This window comes from Fictibacillus halophilus, assembly GCF_042680145.1.
GTDB classification, from domain to species: Bacteria; Bacillota; Bacilli; order Bacillales; family Fictibacillaceae; genus Fictibacillus; species Fictibacillus halophilus_A.
Genome location: NZ_JBHTNQ010000001.1, coordinates 1,683,598 through 1,700,698 on the forward strand (window position 1 = coordinate 1,683,598; position 17,101 = coordinate 1,700,698).

Annotated in this window: 19 protein-coding genes; all 19 read right to left on the bottom strand. The window is 38.9% G+C overall.

Features of this window, described 5'->3' with window-relative positions; genetic code table 11:
- Window positions 1-77: 77 nt before the first annotated feature.
- Window positions 78-1,331, bottom strand: coding sequence for a tetratricopeptide repeat protein (locus tag ACFQ4X_RS08665; protein WP_379834459.1), 1,254 nt, complete (start codon window positions 1,329-1,331; stop codon window positions 78-80).
- Between the two features lie 38 nt (window positions 1,332-1,369).
- On the bottom strand, window positions 1,370-2,242 hold the full coding sequence (locus tag ACFQ4X_RS08670) for a hypothetical protein (RefSeq protein WP_379834460.1): 873 nt from the start codon (window positions 2,240-2,242) through the stop codon (window positions 1,370-1,372).
- A 535-nt stretch (window positions 2,243-2,777) separates the two neighbouring features.
- On the bottom strand, window positions 2,778-3,881 hold the full coding sequence (gene hisC, locus ACFQ4X_RS08675) for a histidinol-phosphate transaminase (RefSeq protein ID WP_379834462.1): 1,104 nt from the start codon (window positions 3,879-3,881) through the stop codon (window positions 2,778-2,780).
- Between the two features lie 15 nt (window positions 3,882-3,896).
- The gene (gene trpA, locus ACFQ4X_RS08680) at window positions 3,897-4,703 is read right to left on the bottom strand and encodes a tryptophan synthase subunit alpha (protein ID WP_379834463.1); all 807 of its coding nucleotides are present in this window, start codon (window positions 4,701-4,703) and stop codon (window positions 3,897-3,899) included.
- Window positions 4,696-5,904, bottom strand: a complete 1,209-nt coding sequence (gene trpB / locus ACFQ4X_RS08685; RefSeq protein ID WP_379834465.1) for a tryptophan synthase subunit beta — start codon at window positions 5,902-5,904, stop codon at window positions 4,696-4,698. The genes trpA and trpB overlap by 8 nt, the downstream gene beginning before the upstream one ends.
- Window positions 5,882-6,526 (bottom strand): phosphoribosylanthranilate isomerase, encoded by a 645-nt coding sequence (locus tag ACFQ4X_RS08690; protein WP_379834466.1) that lies wholly within the window; start codon window positions 6,524-6,526, stop codon window positions 5,882-5,884. Before ACFQ4X_RS08690 ends, trpB begins: the two co-directional genes overlap by 23 nt.
- The gene (trpC, locus tag ACFQ4X_RS08695) at window positions 6,516-7,292 is read right to left on the bottom strand and encodes an indole-3-glycerol phosphate synthase TrpC (RefSeq protein ID WP_379834468.1); all 777 of its coding nucleotides are present in this window, start codon (window positions 7,290-7,292) and stop codon (window positions 6,516-6,518) included. The genes ACFQ4X_RS08690 and trpC overlap by 11 nt, the downstream gene beginning before the upstream one ends.
- Window positions 7,282-8,310 (bottom strand): anthranilate phosphoribosyltransferase, encoded by a 1,029-nt coding sequence (gene trpD / locus ACFQ4X_RS08700; protein ID WP_379834469.1) that lies wholly within the window; start codon window positions 8,308-8,310, stop codon window positions 7,282-7,284. Before trpD ends, trpC begins: the two co-directional genes overlap by 11 nt.
- Before the next feature lie 367 nt (window positions 8,311-8,677).
- Window positions 8,678-9,451 (bottom strand): CheR family methyltransferase, encoded by a 774-nt coding sequence (locus tag ACFQ4X_RS08705; RefSeq protein ID WP_379834471.1) that lies wholly within the window; start codon window positions 9,449-9,451, stop codon window positions 8,678-8,680.
- A gap of 449 nt (window positions 9,452-9,900) precedes the next feature.
- Window positions 9,901-10,344 carry a nucleoside-diphosphate kinase gene (gene ndk, locus ACFQ4X_RS08710; protein WP_066290459.1) on the bottom strand — a complete coding sequence of 148 codons (444 nt, stop codon included), beginning with the start codon at window positions 10,342-10,344 and terminating at the stop codon, window positions 9,901-9,903.
- An 89-nt stretch (window positions 10,345-10,433) separates the two neighbouring features.
- Window positions 10,434-11,399, bottom strand: a complete 966-nt coding sequence (locus ACFQ4X_RS08715) for a polyprenyl synthetase family protein (RefSeq protein WP_379834473.1) — start codon at window positions 11,397-11,399, stop codon at window positions 10,434-10,436.
- Between the two features lie 22 nt (window positions 11,400-11,421).
- A complete protein-coding gene (locus ACFQ4X_RS08720) occupies window positions 11,422-12,249 on the bottom strand; it encodes a menaquinone biosynthetic enzyme MqnA/MqnD family protein (RefSeq protein ID WP_379834474.1) in 828 nt (275 codons plus the stop codon).
- 6 nt (window positions 12,250-12,255) lie between these two features.
- A complete protein-coding gene (locus tag ACFQ4X_RS08725) occupies window positions 12,256-12,846 on the bottom strand; it encodes a UbiX family flavin prenyltransferase (protein WP_379834476.1) in 591 nt (196 codons plus the stop codon).
- The gene (locus tag ACFQ4X_RS08730) at window positions 12,843-13,706 is read right to left on the bottom strand and encodes a UbiA-like polyprenyltransferase (RefSeq protein ID WP_379834477.1); all 864 of its coding nucleotides are present in this window, start codon (window positions 13,704-13,706) and stop codon (window positions 12,843-12,845) included. Before ACFQ4X_RS08730 ends, ACFQ4X_RS08725 begins: the two co-directional genes overlap by 4 nt.
- A 16-nt stretch (window positions 13,707-13,722) precedes the next feature.
- Complete coding sequence (locus ACFQ4X_RS08735) at window positions 13,723-14,427, bottom strand: demethylmenaquinone methyltransferase (protein WP_379834479.1); 705 nt, start codon at window positions 14,425-14,427, stop codon at window positions 13,723-13,725.
- Window positions 14,428-14,431: 4 nt separating this feature from the next.
- Entirely contained in the window at window positions 14,432-15,139 is a 708-nt protein-coding gene (locus tag ACFQ4X_RS08740; RefSeq protein WP_379834481.1) for a heptaprenyl diphosphate synthase component 1, read from the bottom strand.
- 181 nt (window positions 15,140-15,320) lie between these two features.
- Window positions 15,321-15,539: a trp RNA-binding attenuation protein MtrB gene (gene mtrB, locus ACFQ4X_RS08745; protein WP_066241872.1), complete on the bottom strand. Its 219-nt coding sequence runs from the start codon at window positions 15,537-15,539 to the stop codon at window positions 15,321-15,323.
- A gap of 15 nt (window positions 15,540-15,554) precedes the next feature.
- A complete protein-coding gene (folE, locus tag ACFQ4X_RS08750; RefSeq protein WP_066290471.1) occupies window positions 15,555-16,121 on the bottom strand; it encodes a GTP cyclohydrolase I FolE in 567 nt (188 codons plus the stop codon).
- Between the two features lie 263 nt (window positions 16,122-16,384).
- Complete coding sequence (locus ACFQ4X_RS08755) at window positions 16,385-16,657, bottom strand: HU family DNA-binding protein (RefSeq protein WP_066290474.1); 273 nt, start codon at window positions 16,655-16,657, stop codon at window positions 16,385-16,387.
- Between the last annotated feature and the right edge of the window lie 444 nt (window positions 16,658-17,101).

Consider the following 17,101-nt stretch of genomic DNA (forward strand, 5'->3'; position numbering starts at 1 on the left):
TCATTCAAAAACACGTCTTATTTATAATATTTATATTCTCTCATTGCTTTTAAAATCCTTCTTTGCTTCAGAAAGTTTTAAAATTCTTCCAATCTGTTTAAAACATCCTCAATATCCGCTCTTTCAGGATTCATTGTAAGCAAAATCTTCATTATATTTTTAGCTTCTTCCTGTTTACCTTCTTCTAATAAATAATAAGCATATTCTTCTAAAAACACGGGATCATACTGAAAAAGCTGTGCAGCTTTTTCATACCATATTAAAGCTTCTTTAAAATCTTCTGTTTCTTTATTAGCGGTGGCAAGATGCCAATACATAAGAGGAATTTCTTCTTTTGTTTCCGTAAGCGGCTTGTAGAGGCTTATAATATCTTCAAATCTCTCCTCGCGTAAATATTGATCACCTAAGCGCAGCAGAGGCTCAATAAGGGCAGGGTTTAATTCGAGTGCTTTCTTTACCCATTCTTCACCTTGATCTGGGTTATGCATCTTATAAGCGAGTCTCGCAGCCTGCAAGTATATGTTTTCATTATGTTCATCTCTTTTCAAGCCATCCTGTATAACTTGGTACGCTTCATCCAAAGCTCCTTCTTCCTCATAAGATTCAGAAAGAACGCTGTATAATGTCGTATAATCTGGATCCATATCTTTCAATTCTTCTAGAGCTGAAATGGCTTCTTTAAATTCACCTGCTTTAAAGGCAGTAACTCCATAACCAAACAAGCTATATAAATCTTTATGATGGTCAAGGCCTTTTCTGTATAACGGAAGTGACTCCTCAAATTTTCCCGCACGGCTCAATGCCTCTGCATATCTTAATGGAAGATCTTCGATTTCAGCATTATTATCGGTGGCTTTTTGAAAAAGCGGCAGACTTGAATCGAACTTTCCTTGTCTTAAATAAAAATCTCCCAATGCATATGAAAGTATAGGGTGTTCGGTATCTTTTTGTTGTGCGTCCTTTAATTTTCGTTCTGCAACTTCAGTTAAACCCATTCCTTCATAAAGGTCTGCTTGAAGAATTAATGCCCTTAAATACTCATCGTCATTCTTATCAACCTGCTCTAAATAACTGATTGCTTCTTCATCCATACCTTCATCCAAACAGCATTCAGCAATGGATACAAGAAGCTCTCCATCTCCAGGGTATTTTTTCAGCAAGTTTTCCAGCATGTCCATAGCTTTTGAAGTGTGTCCCCAATCCAGATATACTTCAGCAATCTCAAATTGTTCTGCATCGTTTGCATTTTGTGCTAATTTTTCTAATAGAGACATGCCTTTTTCTACATCTCCATGTTCTACGAGTCTAATCGCATCTTGGATTGTGTTCAATACATAAAACCCCTTTATCCCATGTTTTCTTGTGCCTATTATACACGAGAAATAGGAGATTCTCCAAAACGACGGGGCTGAGTTATAATAATTTCTTTTCCATAACCCTGTTTCTTTTCTGTATTTTTATCAGAATAGACGATTGTACCTCTTACAATTACTGACCTAATCTTTTCTTCAAAGCCTTCTGTTGAAATCAAACAATAATCTGCATCACTGCCAGAGAATAGTCCGCCTTTTTGAGGATATATTCCGAGCATCTTTAAAAAGGGAAGCGGAAGCGGCTCATCTTCGTTCAATTCCTTATAAAGAGTGGGTATCTGCATATTTGCTGAAAGATCGTTCCATTTTTTGTGCCATATTTTTTTCTTCTTATCTTCTATATCTAAAGGAAATTTCGGAAAGATGACAGTACCATACGGAAAATTAGCTTCTCTGATCCTTTCCCATACCACGCGTGTCAGCTGACTGAAATCATCACAGATCAACTCAATAAAAGGGATCTTTTTCTGTTTACAATAACGGACGATATTTGGAGTGATTTTTTCTGGTGATAGAGAGAGACCGATGCAATAATCGATTGAACTTGATATAAGCAGGTGCCGGGATCTTTTTAATTCGTGTTCAGCTTCGTGGAGATAGTCGATCCTGGCTGAAGTTAATAATGTGGTTGTGCCGCGCTGTGTTTTCTCAACTGCTTGTCTCCTGACATCCTCTAGGGTCATTTTATTGATAGACATTAGCGGCGTAATATGACCGGGTATCATCTTAAAACCATGCATCGACATTCTCATAACATTCATTCTAAGAGGCCCTTGTGATACATATGATATTTTTTGAGAATCTACAAGATAAGAAAGTACCGTATTTGTACCAAGCGATTCTAAAGGGCGCTCAATAATATACCGCATAGCTCGCCTCCTTTTATCTCTTTAAGACAAGCTATGATTCTATTATAAAATATATGATAAAAGAAGGCTCATTTCTAAAGATTGTTGCTTTTGAACATTATTTGTTGAGTAAGCTTCATTGACTAGTTGATTGAAGAGCAAGGTGCGTGCCAACTACCTGAATACTCATCTCGCAAGGCATGCGACGAGGAAGCCCGCTTCGATAGGATTTCTAGCAGACGCAGGAGCACATATGCTTCATTGAATAGGAACCCCACAGGCTTACATACCCAGGGAAACTCAACGCCCCGCGGAAAGCGAGCATCCTGGAACGGAAATCAACATCTACAAAAGCAACATTGTTTACGAAAACAGTCTAAAAGAAAAATAAACAAAAAAAGTCCTGACATGTAAGCGTTGTCAGGAAAGAATAATATGGATAGGAGTGGAGAGAAACCATATTAACTACATTATAAATAGAGTATTCTGAAAATGCAACACTTTTTTGAAAATTATGAAAATAGCCCGAGTATCTGATCGATACCGGGCTAAAAAATCAGTTCACACTTTCCACAAGGGATTCTATATAAGCTTCGAGATGTCCAATTATTTCTTTGTTATGTTCTTCTTCACCTATCGTGATTCGAATCATCGTTGGAAAACCGAGCGCACTTCCTGAACGGACAATATAGCCTTTCTTTAAGAGATAATTAAAAGCTGAATCCGCGTCAGATTTTACATCAAGTAATATAAAATTAGCCTCTGAAGGGTAGAAAAGAAGGTCTTTTCTTTCACAGAAAGAATAGAAGAGTTCGAGGCCCTCCCTGTTCTTTTGTTTACACTCAGCGATAAAGCCCTCGTCCTCCAGTGCGCCTATTGCTGCTGCTTGAGCAAGTCTTGATGTATTAAATGGTTCTCGAGCAGGCTCAATGCCTTTAATAATAGCTCTATCGGCTATACCGTATCCTATTCGCAGCGCAGCTAGTCCATGTGCTTTAGAAAACGTACGCAGAATTACTAGATTAGGATAATTCTTTAAATAATCAATGGTATTAGGATAGTCATTTGCCGAAACATATTCGAAGTATGCTTCATCACTAACCACAATGACATCAGAAGGAACCTTTTTCATAAATTGAACAAAATCATTTTCGGGTATATAGTTCCCCGTAGGATTGTTCGGATTACAAAGCCATACAATCTTTGTCTGGTGATCAATTTCTTCAAGCATTGAATCTAAATCATGGTTACCGTTAATTAACGGCACCTCTCTAATTTCTGCTCCTTCAATAACTGCATTGTGGCGGTATTGAGGAAAAGTGGGAGCAGCCATTACGGTGTTCGTTTCAGGAGATAAATAAGCTCGGCAAAGAATTTGAACAACTTCATCTGAACCATTTCCAAAAATAAGCTGTTCTTGTTTTACCCCTAAATAACCAGATAATTTTTCTCTAATCTCAGCTGCATATCCATCCGGATAAACTTGAAGATTTGAAAGTTCTTCTGTTATCTTATCTTTGGCTAATTTAGAACATCCATATGGATTCTCATTGGAAGCGAGTTTGACTATTTTTTCTAATCCTAACTCACGCTTTACTTCCTCAACGGGTTTACCTGGTTTGTATGGCTGTAATGATAACAACTGGTCTTTCGGCTGCATTTTCCCACTCCTTTTTTAACGGCTATAAACAGGCAGCAACGATTCTACATACTGTTTAAACTCTCTAATCGCTTCTTCTCTGTTATTAATAAGCTCCTTCTCCAGCGATTCAATCTTCTTAACGATGGCGCTTCCTACGATAAATCCATCACTTGTTCCTTCGAATTGTTCGATTTGATTTCTTTTCGACAATCCAAATCCTACCAAAACAGGAACAGCAGCATTTTCTTTAGCAGCTCTTAGAAAATCGTTCAATCCATCACGGAATTCACTTCTGACTCCAGTCACCCCAAGTGAAGAAATGCAATATAGAAAACCTTCTGCTTCTTTTGAAAGTTTATTAAGCTTTTCTTTATGTGTAGTTGGAGCTACTAAAGAGATCAAAGCGAGGTGATGAGCTGAGCACATTTCTTTTAGGTAAGAGCTTTCTTCATAAGGAAGATCTGGCACCAAGATGCCGTCAACGCCACTATCTCCTGCTAGCGTCATGAAGCGATTTTCTCCTAATTGTAACAAAAGATTATAATAAGTAAAGATGATTACGGGAATCTTCAAGCCTCTCTCCCGCAGCTTTGAGACGAGACAGATCGTTTTCTCCAGGTTCATTTTCTGCTTTAATCCCCTCATGCCTGCCCGCTGGATAACCGGTCCGTCAGCCAGAGGATCTGAATAGGGTACGCCAAGTTCCAAGGCTGCTGCACCGCAATCTTCTAATGCTAAAGAAAGTTCTATTGTAGCCTCTTCACACGGGTCTCCTGCCATTATATAAGGAACGAATCGATAATCAGCCGAATTTTGAAAAGCTGTCCATCTCTTATTCATGCTGATTCCCTCCTTCGGCTTTTTCCATGAGTGTATGAACATCCTTGTCTCCTCTGCCCGATAGGCAGACTACTACTGCTTCATCTTTGTTCATATTCTTTGCAAGTTTAAGGCTGTACGCTACCGCATGGGCACTCTCTAGCGCACATAGGATGCCTTCATTCAAGCATAGAGACTTTAATGCTTCTAAAGATTCTTGGTCGGTTACAGCTTCATACTTTACCCTTCCGGTTTCATGAAGATAAGCATGTTCAGGTCCGATTCCTGGATAGTCCAATCCTGCAGAAATCGAATAAGGCTCTGTAATCTGCCCTTCTTCTGATTGCAGCAGTTTTGTAAGGGATCCATGTATCACGCCGTTTGTCCCCTTTGATAATGTAGCTGCATGCTGATTCGTTTCTATTCCTTTCCCTGCAGCTTCTATACCAAAAAGAGGAACACCTTTTTGGATAAATGGTGCAAACATTCCGATGGCATTACTACCTCCGCCGACACACGCAACAACTGCGTCTGGTAAGGTCCCGTCATTTTCCCGGGTAAACTGATCCATCGTTTCAAAACCGATTACCTGCTGAAAATTCTTCACCATTTTAGGATAAGGATGCGGACCGACAGCTGAACCGATAAGATAAAACGTATCTTCAACAGATGCCACCCATTCTCTGATCGCTTCATTCGTAGCGTCTTTTAGCGTTTGACTTCCGCTCGTTACCTCGACTACTTCTGCACCTAGAAGTTTCATACGAAAAACATTCAACGCCTGTCTTCTTATATCCTCTTTTCCCATATATACTTTGCAGGAAAGGCCGTATTTAGCGGCGACCGTCGCTGCGGCAACTCCATGCTGTCCTGCTCCTGTTTCAGCAATGATTTTTTTCTTGCCCATCCTAACCGCTAAGAGTGCTTGTCCGATGGCATTATTTATTTTATGAGCCCCTGTGTGATTAAGATCTTCACGTTTCAGATAGATCTTTGCACCTCCATTAATCTCACTCAATCGTTCAGCTAAGGTTAGAGGAGTTGGTCTTCCTGAATAAACAGCAAGTTCGTTTTGAAATTGCTCCTGAAACTCCTTGTCTTTCATAGCTTCTTCAAATGCTTTTTCAAGTTCTTCAAGTGCGAACATGATTGTTTCAGGTACATATTTTCCGCCAAAGTCACCATATCTTCCTCGGTGATCAGGTACGATTTGTGCTGACATGTGAAATCATCCTTTCCAGTTCTTTTATCCGTTGACTGCTTTTTTTCCCCTCGTATTCTATGCCTCCGCTAAGATCAACCCCATATGGATTAAAATCTAGCAAGGAATTGATGTTTTCCGGATTGATCCCGCCTGCTATAAAACATGGAACATTTTCTTTTTTTGCCTCTTTTAAAATTGCCGGCACCTGAGTCCAGGAAAACGAAATCCCAGTACCTCCAAATTGCCCTTTCGATACAGAGTCAACTACAATTGCATCCACATACTTTGCATATACAGCAATCTGTTCAGAGATCGTGTCACTATAAGGAATTGCTTTATAGACTAGCTTTTTTGTACGTTTCTTCAGATTAATAATCGTACTAACCGATTCATTTCCATGGCACTGAATAATATCAAGCGGAACTTCTTTTGCAGCCGAAACCATCTCTTCTATTGAACTGTTCTGAAATACACCTGCTAAAAGTTTTCGTTTTTCATGGAAACCAACCCATGACGAGACTTCTTCAGGGGTTACCTTTCTTTTGCTTTCAGCAAAAACAAAACCAATAATATCAGCTCTAGATGAAGAAAGAAGCTTGTAGTCATCCTCAGACTGGCAGCCGCAATATTTAACGTACATTACCATAAATCTCCGTTATTTTCTTTTCAATAGAATCAGCACGCATAAGTGATTCCCCTATCAGCATTCCGTTCACACCATGATCTAATAGACTTTTCACATCAGTACCCGATTTAATTCCGCTTTCACTGATCACTATTGTTTCTTTTTTTATATAGGGAAGCAGCGAAAAGGTGTGATTGATGCTAGTAGTAAAGTTTTTTAAGTCACGGTTGTTTATTCCGATCATCGAAGGGTTACAAACTTCATAGACTTGATTGATCTCCTCTTTCGTGTGGACTTCTACTAAGCACTCAAGACCGCATTCTTCTGCAAATTTATGAAGTGCTTTTAACTTTTCTTTCGTTAAGCAAGCTGCAATCAGCAATATTGCATCTGCTCCATGTTCAACACTCTCAATAATTTGCCTTTCATCGATTATAAAATCTTTTCTCAGCAACGGAATGGAAACATGCTTTCGAATTTCTTTTAAATATTTAAGGCTTCCTTGAAAGAACTCAGTATCTGTTAGAACCGATAAGCAAGCTGCTCCAGCCTCTTCATACTCTTTAGCAATGCTTACAGGATTAAAATTTTCTTTAATAATTCCTTTGGATGGTGAAGCTTTCTTCACTTCAGCAATCAATGCTGGCTTATTTTCAGATCTAAGCAGATTCAAAGCAAAGAGACGATGGTCTTTTTTAATAAAATCTAAATTCGTTGATCTCGTGATCGGAGGAAGAATATCGATCTCTTTTTCTTTATGCTGGATGATTTTAGTTAACAAGAGCTTTCTCCTCCTCTTTATTAATTGATAATAGATGTTTATATGCTTTGCCTGATCTCAGGCAGTTCTCTATCACTTCAACGCCTTCCCTGATTCTATTAACACGGTTGGATGCAAATAATGCTGCTGCCGCATTTAGGATCACGATATTTTTTGCTGATTCATTTCCTTGACCTTTTAATATTGAAATAATTAATTCTGCACTTTCTTGCTTATCATTTACTGTAATATCTTTTAATGAACCTCTTTTCAGCCCTGCTTCTTCAGGTGTATATGAAAAGTCCGCAATTTCTCCGTTTTCAACTAAAAACATTTTTGTTTCCCCGGTAATCGAGCATTCATCCAGCCCATCTTTCCCTGTGACTAAAAGTGCTTTCTTAATACCGAGTATGTTAATAGCTTCTGCCATCGCTGCAGCAGCATTTTCATCACTTACACCAATCAGCTGATAAGATGGCGACATCGGGTTTACTAACGGACCAATTATATTAAAAATAGTCCTAAAAGATAGCTGCCGCCTTAAGTGAGCGACTTTTTTCAAAGATGGATGAAAATAAGGTGCATGTAAAAATGCAATGTCATGTTTATTTAACTGCAAATTTGCTTCATAACTGTTTGTTGCCACTTTAATTCCTAGAGCTTCTAATACATCAGAACTTCCGCTTTTGGATGTGACGGCTTTATTGCCATGCTTTGCTACTTTGATGCCAAGAGAAGACAAGATGATGCTGACTGCAGTAGATATATTAAAGGTAGATGCTCCATCCCCGCCCGTTCCGCATGTATCCATAATTTCATCTGAGCATTTTCTGCTGACCTGTTTTGAAAGTTTCCGAATCGCCTTTACAAAACCTGTGATTTCTTCAGCGGTCTCACCGCGATAGCTCATTATACTAAGAATAGAAATGGCTTCTGCATCAGTAACACATCCATTAACGAGGCTTTCCATAAAATAAAAAGCTTCATTTTCTGTCATCGTTTCATTTTTTACTAATTTTTTATTAAGTGATTGAATCATAAGAACACCCCTTTAAACGTTTTGTTTTGTTCTGCTATGAGAAAAAACAATCGTTCAAGGCGGGTTATGAAAGGATAAGATCATAAAGTACACCTCCGCAGATTACGGAGAGTGAGGGGTTTATAAGAGGACGATTCATTTATGGACCATGTACTCCTTAATAAAAAAGGATACAAAAAAGCCATGCAGAAATAACCCGCATGGTATATGTACATTTCCATTCTCGGCTCTGCTCCACTCAAACTCTCTCAACTTGTCTCAACTAAGCTCTAAATACTCTAAACTATTGCTCTAAACTTATCAGTTACAATAAACCATTCATTTTAATCTGTCAACTATAAGAAAGTGAAATCCATATAATAAATTATTATTTTTTTCTATAAAAAAATGGTTCTTCTGATTCTAATCCGTACAAGCCAGGATTAAAGATCTGTTCAGTGCTTCCAACAAATAATACTCCACCTGGACGCAGTGCTTTACTGAATTTTCCATATAAAACCGCTTTTGCTTCTTCTGTAAAATAAATCATCACATTCCGGCAGACGATTAAGTCAAAGTCTTTCCCGAATGGATCGGAAAGAAGGTTTTGCTTTCTGAATGTTACATGTTTTTTTATTTCGTCACTTACTTTTAAACCGAGTTCCTGCTTTGAAAAATAACGCTTTTTTTTCACATTTGGGACATCTTGAACAGCTTTTTCAAAGTAAAAACCGTTTTTTGCGTGTTCTAAAACTTGTTCATCTAAATCTGTCGCCAAAATAGAAAAGTTGGTGATTCCTTTAAATTCTGAAAGCATCATCGAAAGCGTATATGGCTCTTCCCCTGTCGAACATGCTGCACTCCATGCTTTTAAAGATAAACGATCACCTAATAGCCTCGGCAAGATTTTTTGTTCAAGGACTTCCCAGCGAGAAGGATTTCTATAGAACTCAGAAACATTGATCGTCATTCTGTCTAAAAATTCATCCAGCATATTTCTGTCATTTGATAACGATTGATAATAGTCAGAAAAGGAATCGAAAGACCTCTTTTCTCTTAACGCGATCAGCCGCCGTTTCATTTGTGCTTCTTTATATTTTGAAAGATCAATTCCCGTCTTTAGCAAAATATTCTTTTTAAATCCTTCATAGTCCAAGTCCATATATTTCTCTCCCGTTAGTCATATGCTGCTTTGTTCACGATTCATATCCCTTATATCGGCGGACTTTAAACTTTCTTCATAAAAGAACATTTCTAAAAGATTGTTGCCTAAGATTATTTTCCGTTCACTTCATTGATAAGTTGATTGGAGTGCAAGGTGCGAGACTGGTGCGTGTCAACCACCTGAATAAACTTCTTGCAAGGCATACGACGAGGAACACGCTTCGTACGGATTTGCTTTCAGACGGAGGAGCACACAAACTTCCTTGAAGGTGAGACCTCGGCAGACTTGAATAGCCTATGGGGCTCACCGCACGCCCCGCGGAAAGCGAGTACCTGGAGCGGAAAGCAACCACTTCTAATAACTACAGGGGTTTGTGGCAAAAGTCTAATAAATACAAAAACCGGCACAATGGCCGGCTAAAACGCTTTCATTTTTACATAAAAAAATTAGATCCAAACAGAAACAGCTTTATCATAAGAAACTAGTTCTTCTTCTTTAAAGAACAAACCGATTTCGCGCTCTGCACTTTCAGCAGAATCTGAACCGTGGATGATATTGTTGCTTACTTGTACAGCATAGTCACCGCGGATTGAACCAGGAGCTGCTTCAGCAGGGTTCGTTTTGCCCATCATGTTACGAGCAGTTAAAATAACGTCTTTACCTTCCCAAACCATTGCAAATACAGGTCCAGAAGTAATAAAGTCTACAAGCTCTCCAAAGAACGGACGCTCTTTGTGCTCACCGTAATGTTCTTTTGCAAGATCCTCAGAAATGTTCATTAGTTTCGCACCAACTAGCTGAAAACCTTTCTTTTCAAAACGGGATACGATTTCTCCGATTAACGCACGTTGAACGCCATCTGGTTTAACCATTAAAAACGTTTTTTCCATGTATTCCCTCTCCTATCATCTATGTATAGTATATGTGGGACAAGTTCCCCAGAGAAATCGTACCAAAAATTTTAAAAATTAGCAATGGCTCAAAATTTCCGGCCAGCAATATAATCTGCTACTTTCAGCAAGCTGTCTCTTGCATCCGTGTCAGGTAAAGACCGTGCCGCCTTTTTAGCACGATTCAGGTACTTTTCGGAGATTCGGGATGCATACTCAATCCCCCCAAGGCTTTTAATATCTTTTAATAGCTCAGCAAGGAGCTCGGAATCTTCATTTTGATAATACAGATTCAGCTTTTCTTTAACTTCAGGATATTCGCAGATCGTGAATAAAGCCGGAAGTGTTATGTTTCCTTGCTTTAAATCACTTCCTGCAGGTTTTCCAAGCTGTTTTTCTGATGCTGTAAAGTCTAAGATATCATCCGTAATTTGAAAGGCCATTCCAACACAATAGCCAAACTCATAAAGCATTTTCTGAAGGGAAACATCCGCTTTTGATGTGATCGCTCCTAATTGACAGCTTAATGCAATCAGCAAAGCCGTCTTACGTTTGATCCGCTTAAAATATTTTCTTATGTTCTGATTGGTATCAAATTGTTCGTTAATCTGTTCTATCTCTCCTAGACACATCTCTTTCATTCCTTGCGCCAGAATCTGATGTGCACGTGGAATTTCGATATCCGTCATTAACTTTAGAGCAGAAGCAAAAATGTAATCACCCGTGTACATGGCGATTTTACTGTCATACTTTGCCTTTACAGTCAGTCTTCCTCTTCTCATGTCAGCATCATCTACGACATCATCATGGACAAGAGAGGCCATGTGGATTAACTCTAGTGCTGCTGCAGGCTTTTTTACATGGTTGATGTTATATGTACCAAACTGAGCGGAAAGCAGAACAAATACAGGGCGGATTCTTTTTCCCCCTGCATTTAATAACTCCATGCCTGCTGTATGAATCATAGGCTGGTCAGAACTAACCGACACCGCGAGCTGATCTTCTATTTGCTGTAAATCTTTTTTTAAAAATGAGTATAAGTCTTTTAACTTCACTTTTATTTCACCCTATCGCCCGTTACTTATACGAAAACTTTAAGATAGAGGGTATTGTCTGCAACAATCCGCACTCTTTAGCAAGCTGAAAATAAACACTTAGTCCTTTTTCATGTTCGCCATTAAACCCATAATTTAACCCATTAAAATATGATTCCCAAAAGTCAAAAGTTCCGCCATGCTCCATGACTGCACGTTCAACAACAGGTGCGAAATTTTCTCGGAGACAGCGCTCTTTGCTCTCTGTCATACTTTGACCAACATAAGAGAGCAATTCTCTCTTTTCTGTTTCCATCTCTTTACGATAGGCCATCACAGCAAAAACCATCGGAAGTCCTGTTTCTTGATACCAGATTTCCCCAAGGTCATACACATGATAGCTTCCGTTCTTTCTTTTGGCTGAAATTGCATCATCACCAATCAGGAGACAAGCATCATACAGCTCCATCATTTTTTCGAAATGCGGTGTTTCCACTTCGAAAGTAGGCTCAATTCTGTAAAATTGCTGCGTGATAATCTTTAATAAGGCAACAGATGTTTCAGAGCTGGACGTTAAAGCTACCTTTTTTCCGCCTAACTCTTCTAACCGGTATTTCGAAAACAAAAAGATAGAATTGACTTTTCCGAAAGCAGAAACCGATAAGTCTGGGATAAGGCTATAACGTTCTGCATTTTTTCCAAAAGAAAAAGAGGAAATCCCTCCAATGTCTACCTTTTTTTCTTCCATCAGCCGGTTAATTCTAGAAGGAACGGCATCTGTTATTGATACACCGTTCTCCTTTAATCGTTCTCTATCCAAATAAAAATATAGGGGTATGATGTTTGTATAGCTTATTTCCCCAATGTTCATAATCTATCAGTCTCCCCAGCGTGTAAACAATTCATGGTGAACGCCTAAGTTATCCAAGACTTTCCCTACAAGGAAATTTACTAAATCGTCCATCGACTTAGGCAGATGATAAAAACCAGGCATGGCTGGAACGATCTTACCCCCAGCGTCAGTAACTTTGATCATATTTTCCAGGTGAATCTTATGGAGCGGAGTTTCTCTTGGAACTAAGATAAGCTTTCTGCCTTCTTTCAGCATAACATCTGCCGTACGCTCTAACAGATTGCCAGAAGCTCCATGCGCTATCCCTGACAAAGTACCCATTGAACAAGGTATGATAACCATTCCGTCATTCTGATAAGATCCGCTCGCGATTGGCGCATTAAAATCGCGCAGCGTATGATAATGGAAGCGTTCACTGCCAAATGAAGCAAAGTGTTCTTCCAAGCAAGCTTCCCGGTCCTCAGTATCCCAAAGAAGCTCTTCTCTAAAGACTTGCCATCCTGCTTCAGTCACAACAAGATGCACTTTGTGTCCGCTCTTCAGAATTTCCTGTACAAGTCTAATACCATATACAGCACCGCTGGCACCGGTAATTCCTATTGTAAAAGTTTTCATAATAAAAGGTCCCCTATTGAAAAAATAAACATAACAACACTTAAAACACCGTTCATTGTAAAGAAAGCAACATCTAGCTTTGATAGATCATGAGGCTTTACCAATGAATGTTCATATACCATGATAGCACCTGAAATAAAGACGCCGAGGTAATAAATCCATCCCATCCCTGACACTGCACCAAGTGTAATGAAAGCTATGAAACTAGCAGCATGAAGCCACCTGGCAGTAATCAGCCCTTTTGCAATGCCAAATGCAGATGGAATAGAATATAGGCCATGTGACTTGTCATATTCCGCATCCTGTGTTGCATAAATCACGTCAAAACCTGCCGTCCAAAAAAGCACACCGAAAAACAATAGAAATGCTTCCTGACTTAATGTACCTGTTGCACCAACCCATCCACCGAGGGGTGCGAGTGCAATTGTAATCCCAAGGACAATGTGGCACAGATAAGTAAAACGCTTCGTATAAGAGTAAATAACAAGAAAAAAGACAGCAAGCGGAAGCAGCTTTACAGAAAGTGCATTAAGCTGGTAAGCACTAACAAGCAATAACGCTAGAGACACTGCGATAAATAAGTATACTTCACCTATTTTTAAAAGTTTTGCAGGAATAGCACGAGTCTTTGTTCTAGGATTTGCTCCATCAATCTCTGAATCTATCGCCCGGTTCAGGGCCATTGCAGAACTTCTTGCACCAACCATAGCTAACGTAATCCATACCCATTCAGATAGTGAGGGCATGGTTCCTTCTTCAACAAGGCTCCCCATTATTGCACCTAAATAGGCAAAAGGGAGAGCAAAAATGGTATGTTCAAACTTAATCATTTCTAAAATAATCTTAAATTTTTTCCACACACTTCAACGCTCTCTTCTATTGCGGTTTTTTACCTGTATGCATAGCAGCAGCACCTAATGCATACGATTTTACTTCAACTTCGGTCAAACCAGATTTTTGAAAAAGATCTTTTAGTTCATCTTTTGTCAAAAAAGCTTCAGTTGATTCTTGCAGCCAAGAGTACTCTTGATAGCTTTTTGCGAATAGCTTTCCAAAGACAGGCATTATATACGTAAAGTAAAATTTGAAAATCTGTTTGAAAATTGGTACTGTCGGATGTGATGTTTCCAGGCAAACCACTCTTCCTCCTGGTTTCACTACTCTTGCCATTTCCTTAAGCGCCTGAAAATAGTCAGGTACGTTTCTGAGTCCAAAACCGATTGTTACAACATCAAAAGTGTTATCTCCAAAAGGCAGCTCCATTGCATTCCCATGTATAAAAGCTACTTGGGGAAGAGAACGTTTCTTTAATTTCTCCCGTCCAACCTTCAACATGTTTTCACTAAAGTCCAGACCTGTTACATGTCCGCTTTCACCTGCAGCTTCAGCAAGCGCAAATGTCCATTCTCCAGTTCCGCAGCAGACATCCAGACAATTGTCACCCGGTTTAACACTGAGTCGTTTCATTGTGTCATTTCGCCATCTGTTATGCTGTTTGAAGCTGATCAAGTCGTTCATATAATCATATTGATCTGATATCTTTTCAAATACAGAGTGAACCCGTTCTTCTTTACTCAACATCGGATTAACCCTCTCCTAACATTAAGTCATTTTCAATACATTTATAAATGCTGCAGTCTTCCCGCTGGAAGACATGAGGCATCTCAACTCTTTTTTCTCGCAAATCTGTTTCACACGATTTTAAAAACACTAATTGATCCTCGTTCAGCGACATTCTCTTTTCCTTGCTTTGATAGAGGGATATGAGAAGATAACGCTCTATGAACGGAATATACTTTTGCAGACCAAACGATTCTGCAGCTTTTATATACAATAAGCTTTCAATTTGACCTGCAGTTTTTATGTATTCCACACTGCTTTTTTTGATTTTAATTTGATGATGCATAGAAGATTTATGTTCATTTATTTTTTGGACAGCATTTGACAGCTTCGAAATCAAATCTAAATTTTCGCACCGGGATAATAACAGATAGTAAAGGCTGCTAAAATAGTCTCCAGATAAAACAACGAGCTGCCTTCTCTTTTTATGTGAAGCAATGTCTTCATCGAGAATATCTTCATGCCGGTTAAGTGCAGACTGTATCAAAAGTATTGAACTGAAATATTCAGCTTCAACAGCTTCATCCAATTCAAGTTCACTAAGCAGACAGTGCGCTATAAACACTTTCGCTTCATCAAAAACTGGAGGCTGCAGAAACTTATCGACATAACTATGCTGCATCAATAAAAGTGTATGCTGTTTTAAACGTTGAATTTTTTCCCTGTTGTTCATCATATACCTCCAAAGATACAGCGAAATGCGCCTCATTATTATAACATAGTCGCCAATTATTTATGGATTCAATCGTATTTCGGACATAAAGAAAACTAGGCTGCCCGCCTAGCCTATCCATCAGCATGTATTTATCAAACATTCCTGCCAACGGTAAGTTGATTGTACTTTTAAGCTTTTCTTAGGATTCTGTATCTACTTCACCGTGCTTAGTGTATATAACTGCTTTTCCTCTTACTTTTACAGCAGAAGTATGCTCGGTAAATTGCGCGATCATCACTTCACCTTTATCCAATTTTTCTGAGTGGTGAAATCTTGTTTCTGTTCCTCGGGTTAATCCAATTACATTTACACCATTTTCTTTAGCTTTTATAACAAAAAAGTCAAATTCTGATTTCATTATTGGAAACCCTCCTTAGTTTTTAATCAGGCTTAATACTTCTGCCCTTGCTGCTGCATCTTTTTCAAAAACACCTCTAACTGCAGAAGTAACAGTCATTGAACCAGGCTTTTTCACGCCGCGCATCGTCATACACATATGCTCTGCCTCGATTACAACAATAACACCATGCGGTTCAAGTGTTTCAAGCAGGCTGTTTGCAATCGTTGAAGTAATTCTTTCTTGCAGCTGTGGTCTTTTTGTTACAGCTTCCACTGCTCTGGCTAGTTTGCTCAATCCAGTAACTTTACCGCCTTTTGGTATGTAACCTATGTGAGCCTTGCCAAAGAAAGGTACAAGGTGATGTTCACACATTGAATAAAAAGGTATATCTTTCACAAGTACTAATTCTTCGTGATCTTCTCCAAAAATAGTTGCAAAGTGTTCTTTTGGATCTTGGTTCAATCCTTGAAAGACTTCCTCATACATTTTTGCTACACGTTTCGGTGTATCTATTAAACCCTCTCTTTCAGGGTCTTCCCCAATAGCTTCAAGTATCATTTTTACTGCGGTTTCAATTTTCTCACGTTGAACTTCTGCCACGCTCTTTGTCCTCCAATTCCAATAACACAATAGCAAAATTTTAGCATACTGCTGAAAGAATAGCAAAAGGAGAAAACCCTTACAGCATGAGTGGAAGATGAAGAGTTTAACAGTTTGATGTATTATGATCTGAATTGATTAAAAGAGAGCTTTCGCTGATTAAATGAAATTTTAACTGCTAACAGTGATGCAGGTGATGACCTCATTTTGAACAATAAAAAAAGACCGTGAACGAATCACGGTCTTTTTGCCCTATGTATTAATTATTTAACAGCGTCCTTAAGGGCTTTCCCTGGTTTGAAAGCAGGAACTTTGCTTGCAGAGATTTCGATTTCTTGTCCAGTTTGCGGGTTGCGGCCTTTACGAGCTGCACGCTCACGAACTTCAAAGTTACCAAAACCGATAAGCTGCACCTTGCTTCCGCTTTGAAGAGTGCCAGTGATCGCTTCGAAAACAGCGTCAACTGCTTTAGATGCATCTTTCTTAGAAAGCTGAGCTTGCTCAGATACTGCGTTGATAAGATCAGTCTTGTTCATTCCATTCACCTCCTCTCAAGGAATTCTCTACAGGTATATCGGTAGTGAAATATTTTTTTAAAGTATTAATTTCATAAGTAATATACAGGATTTTACTTATTTTATCTGTAACAAGCCTTATATTATACGATTCATTTAAAGAATTCAATCTTTTTTCGACGTTTTTAGCGATTCGACCCTTAAATCTCCTTATTTTTTGACCTTTTTTTACAAAAAACGAGTTTAAAAGGTATAAAAGTCTACCTTTTTTTCCGAGCCCTTTTTACTATTTTTATCATGGAAACAAAATCCGTAATGTTTGAAGTGCAAGGTGTTTGACTCCTGCAGGAGCAACGCGTCAGGCAAAACCTCTTAAATGCACGGTTTCAAGAAGGGCCATGCCTCACGCCCCGTGGAAAGCGGGCACCTGGAGCGGAGAACAACTACTTTCAACTACCCACAGAG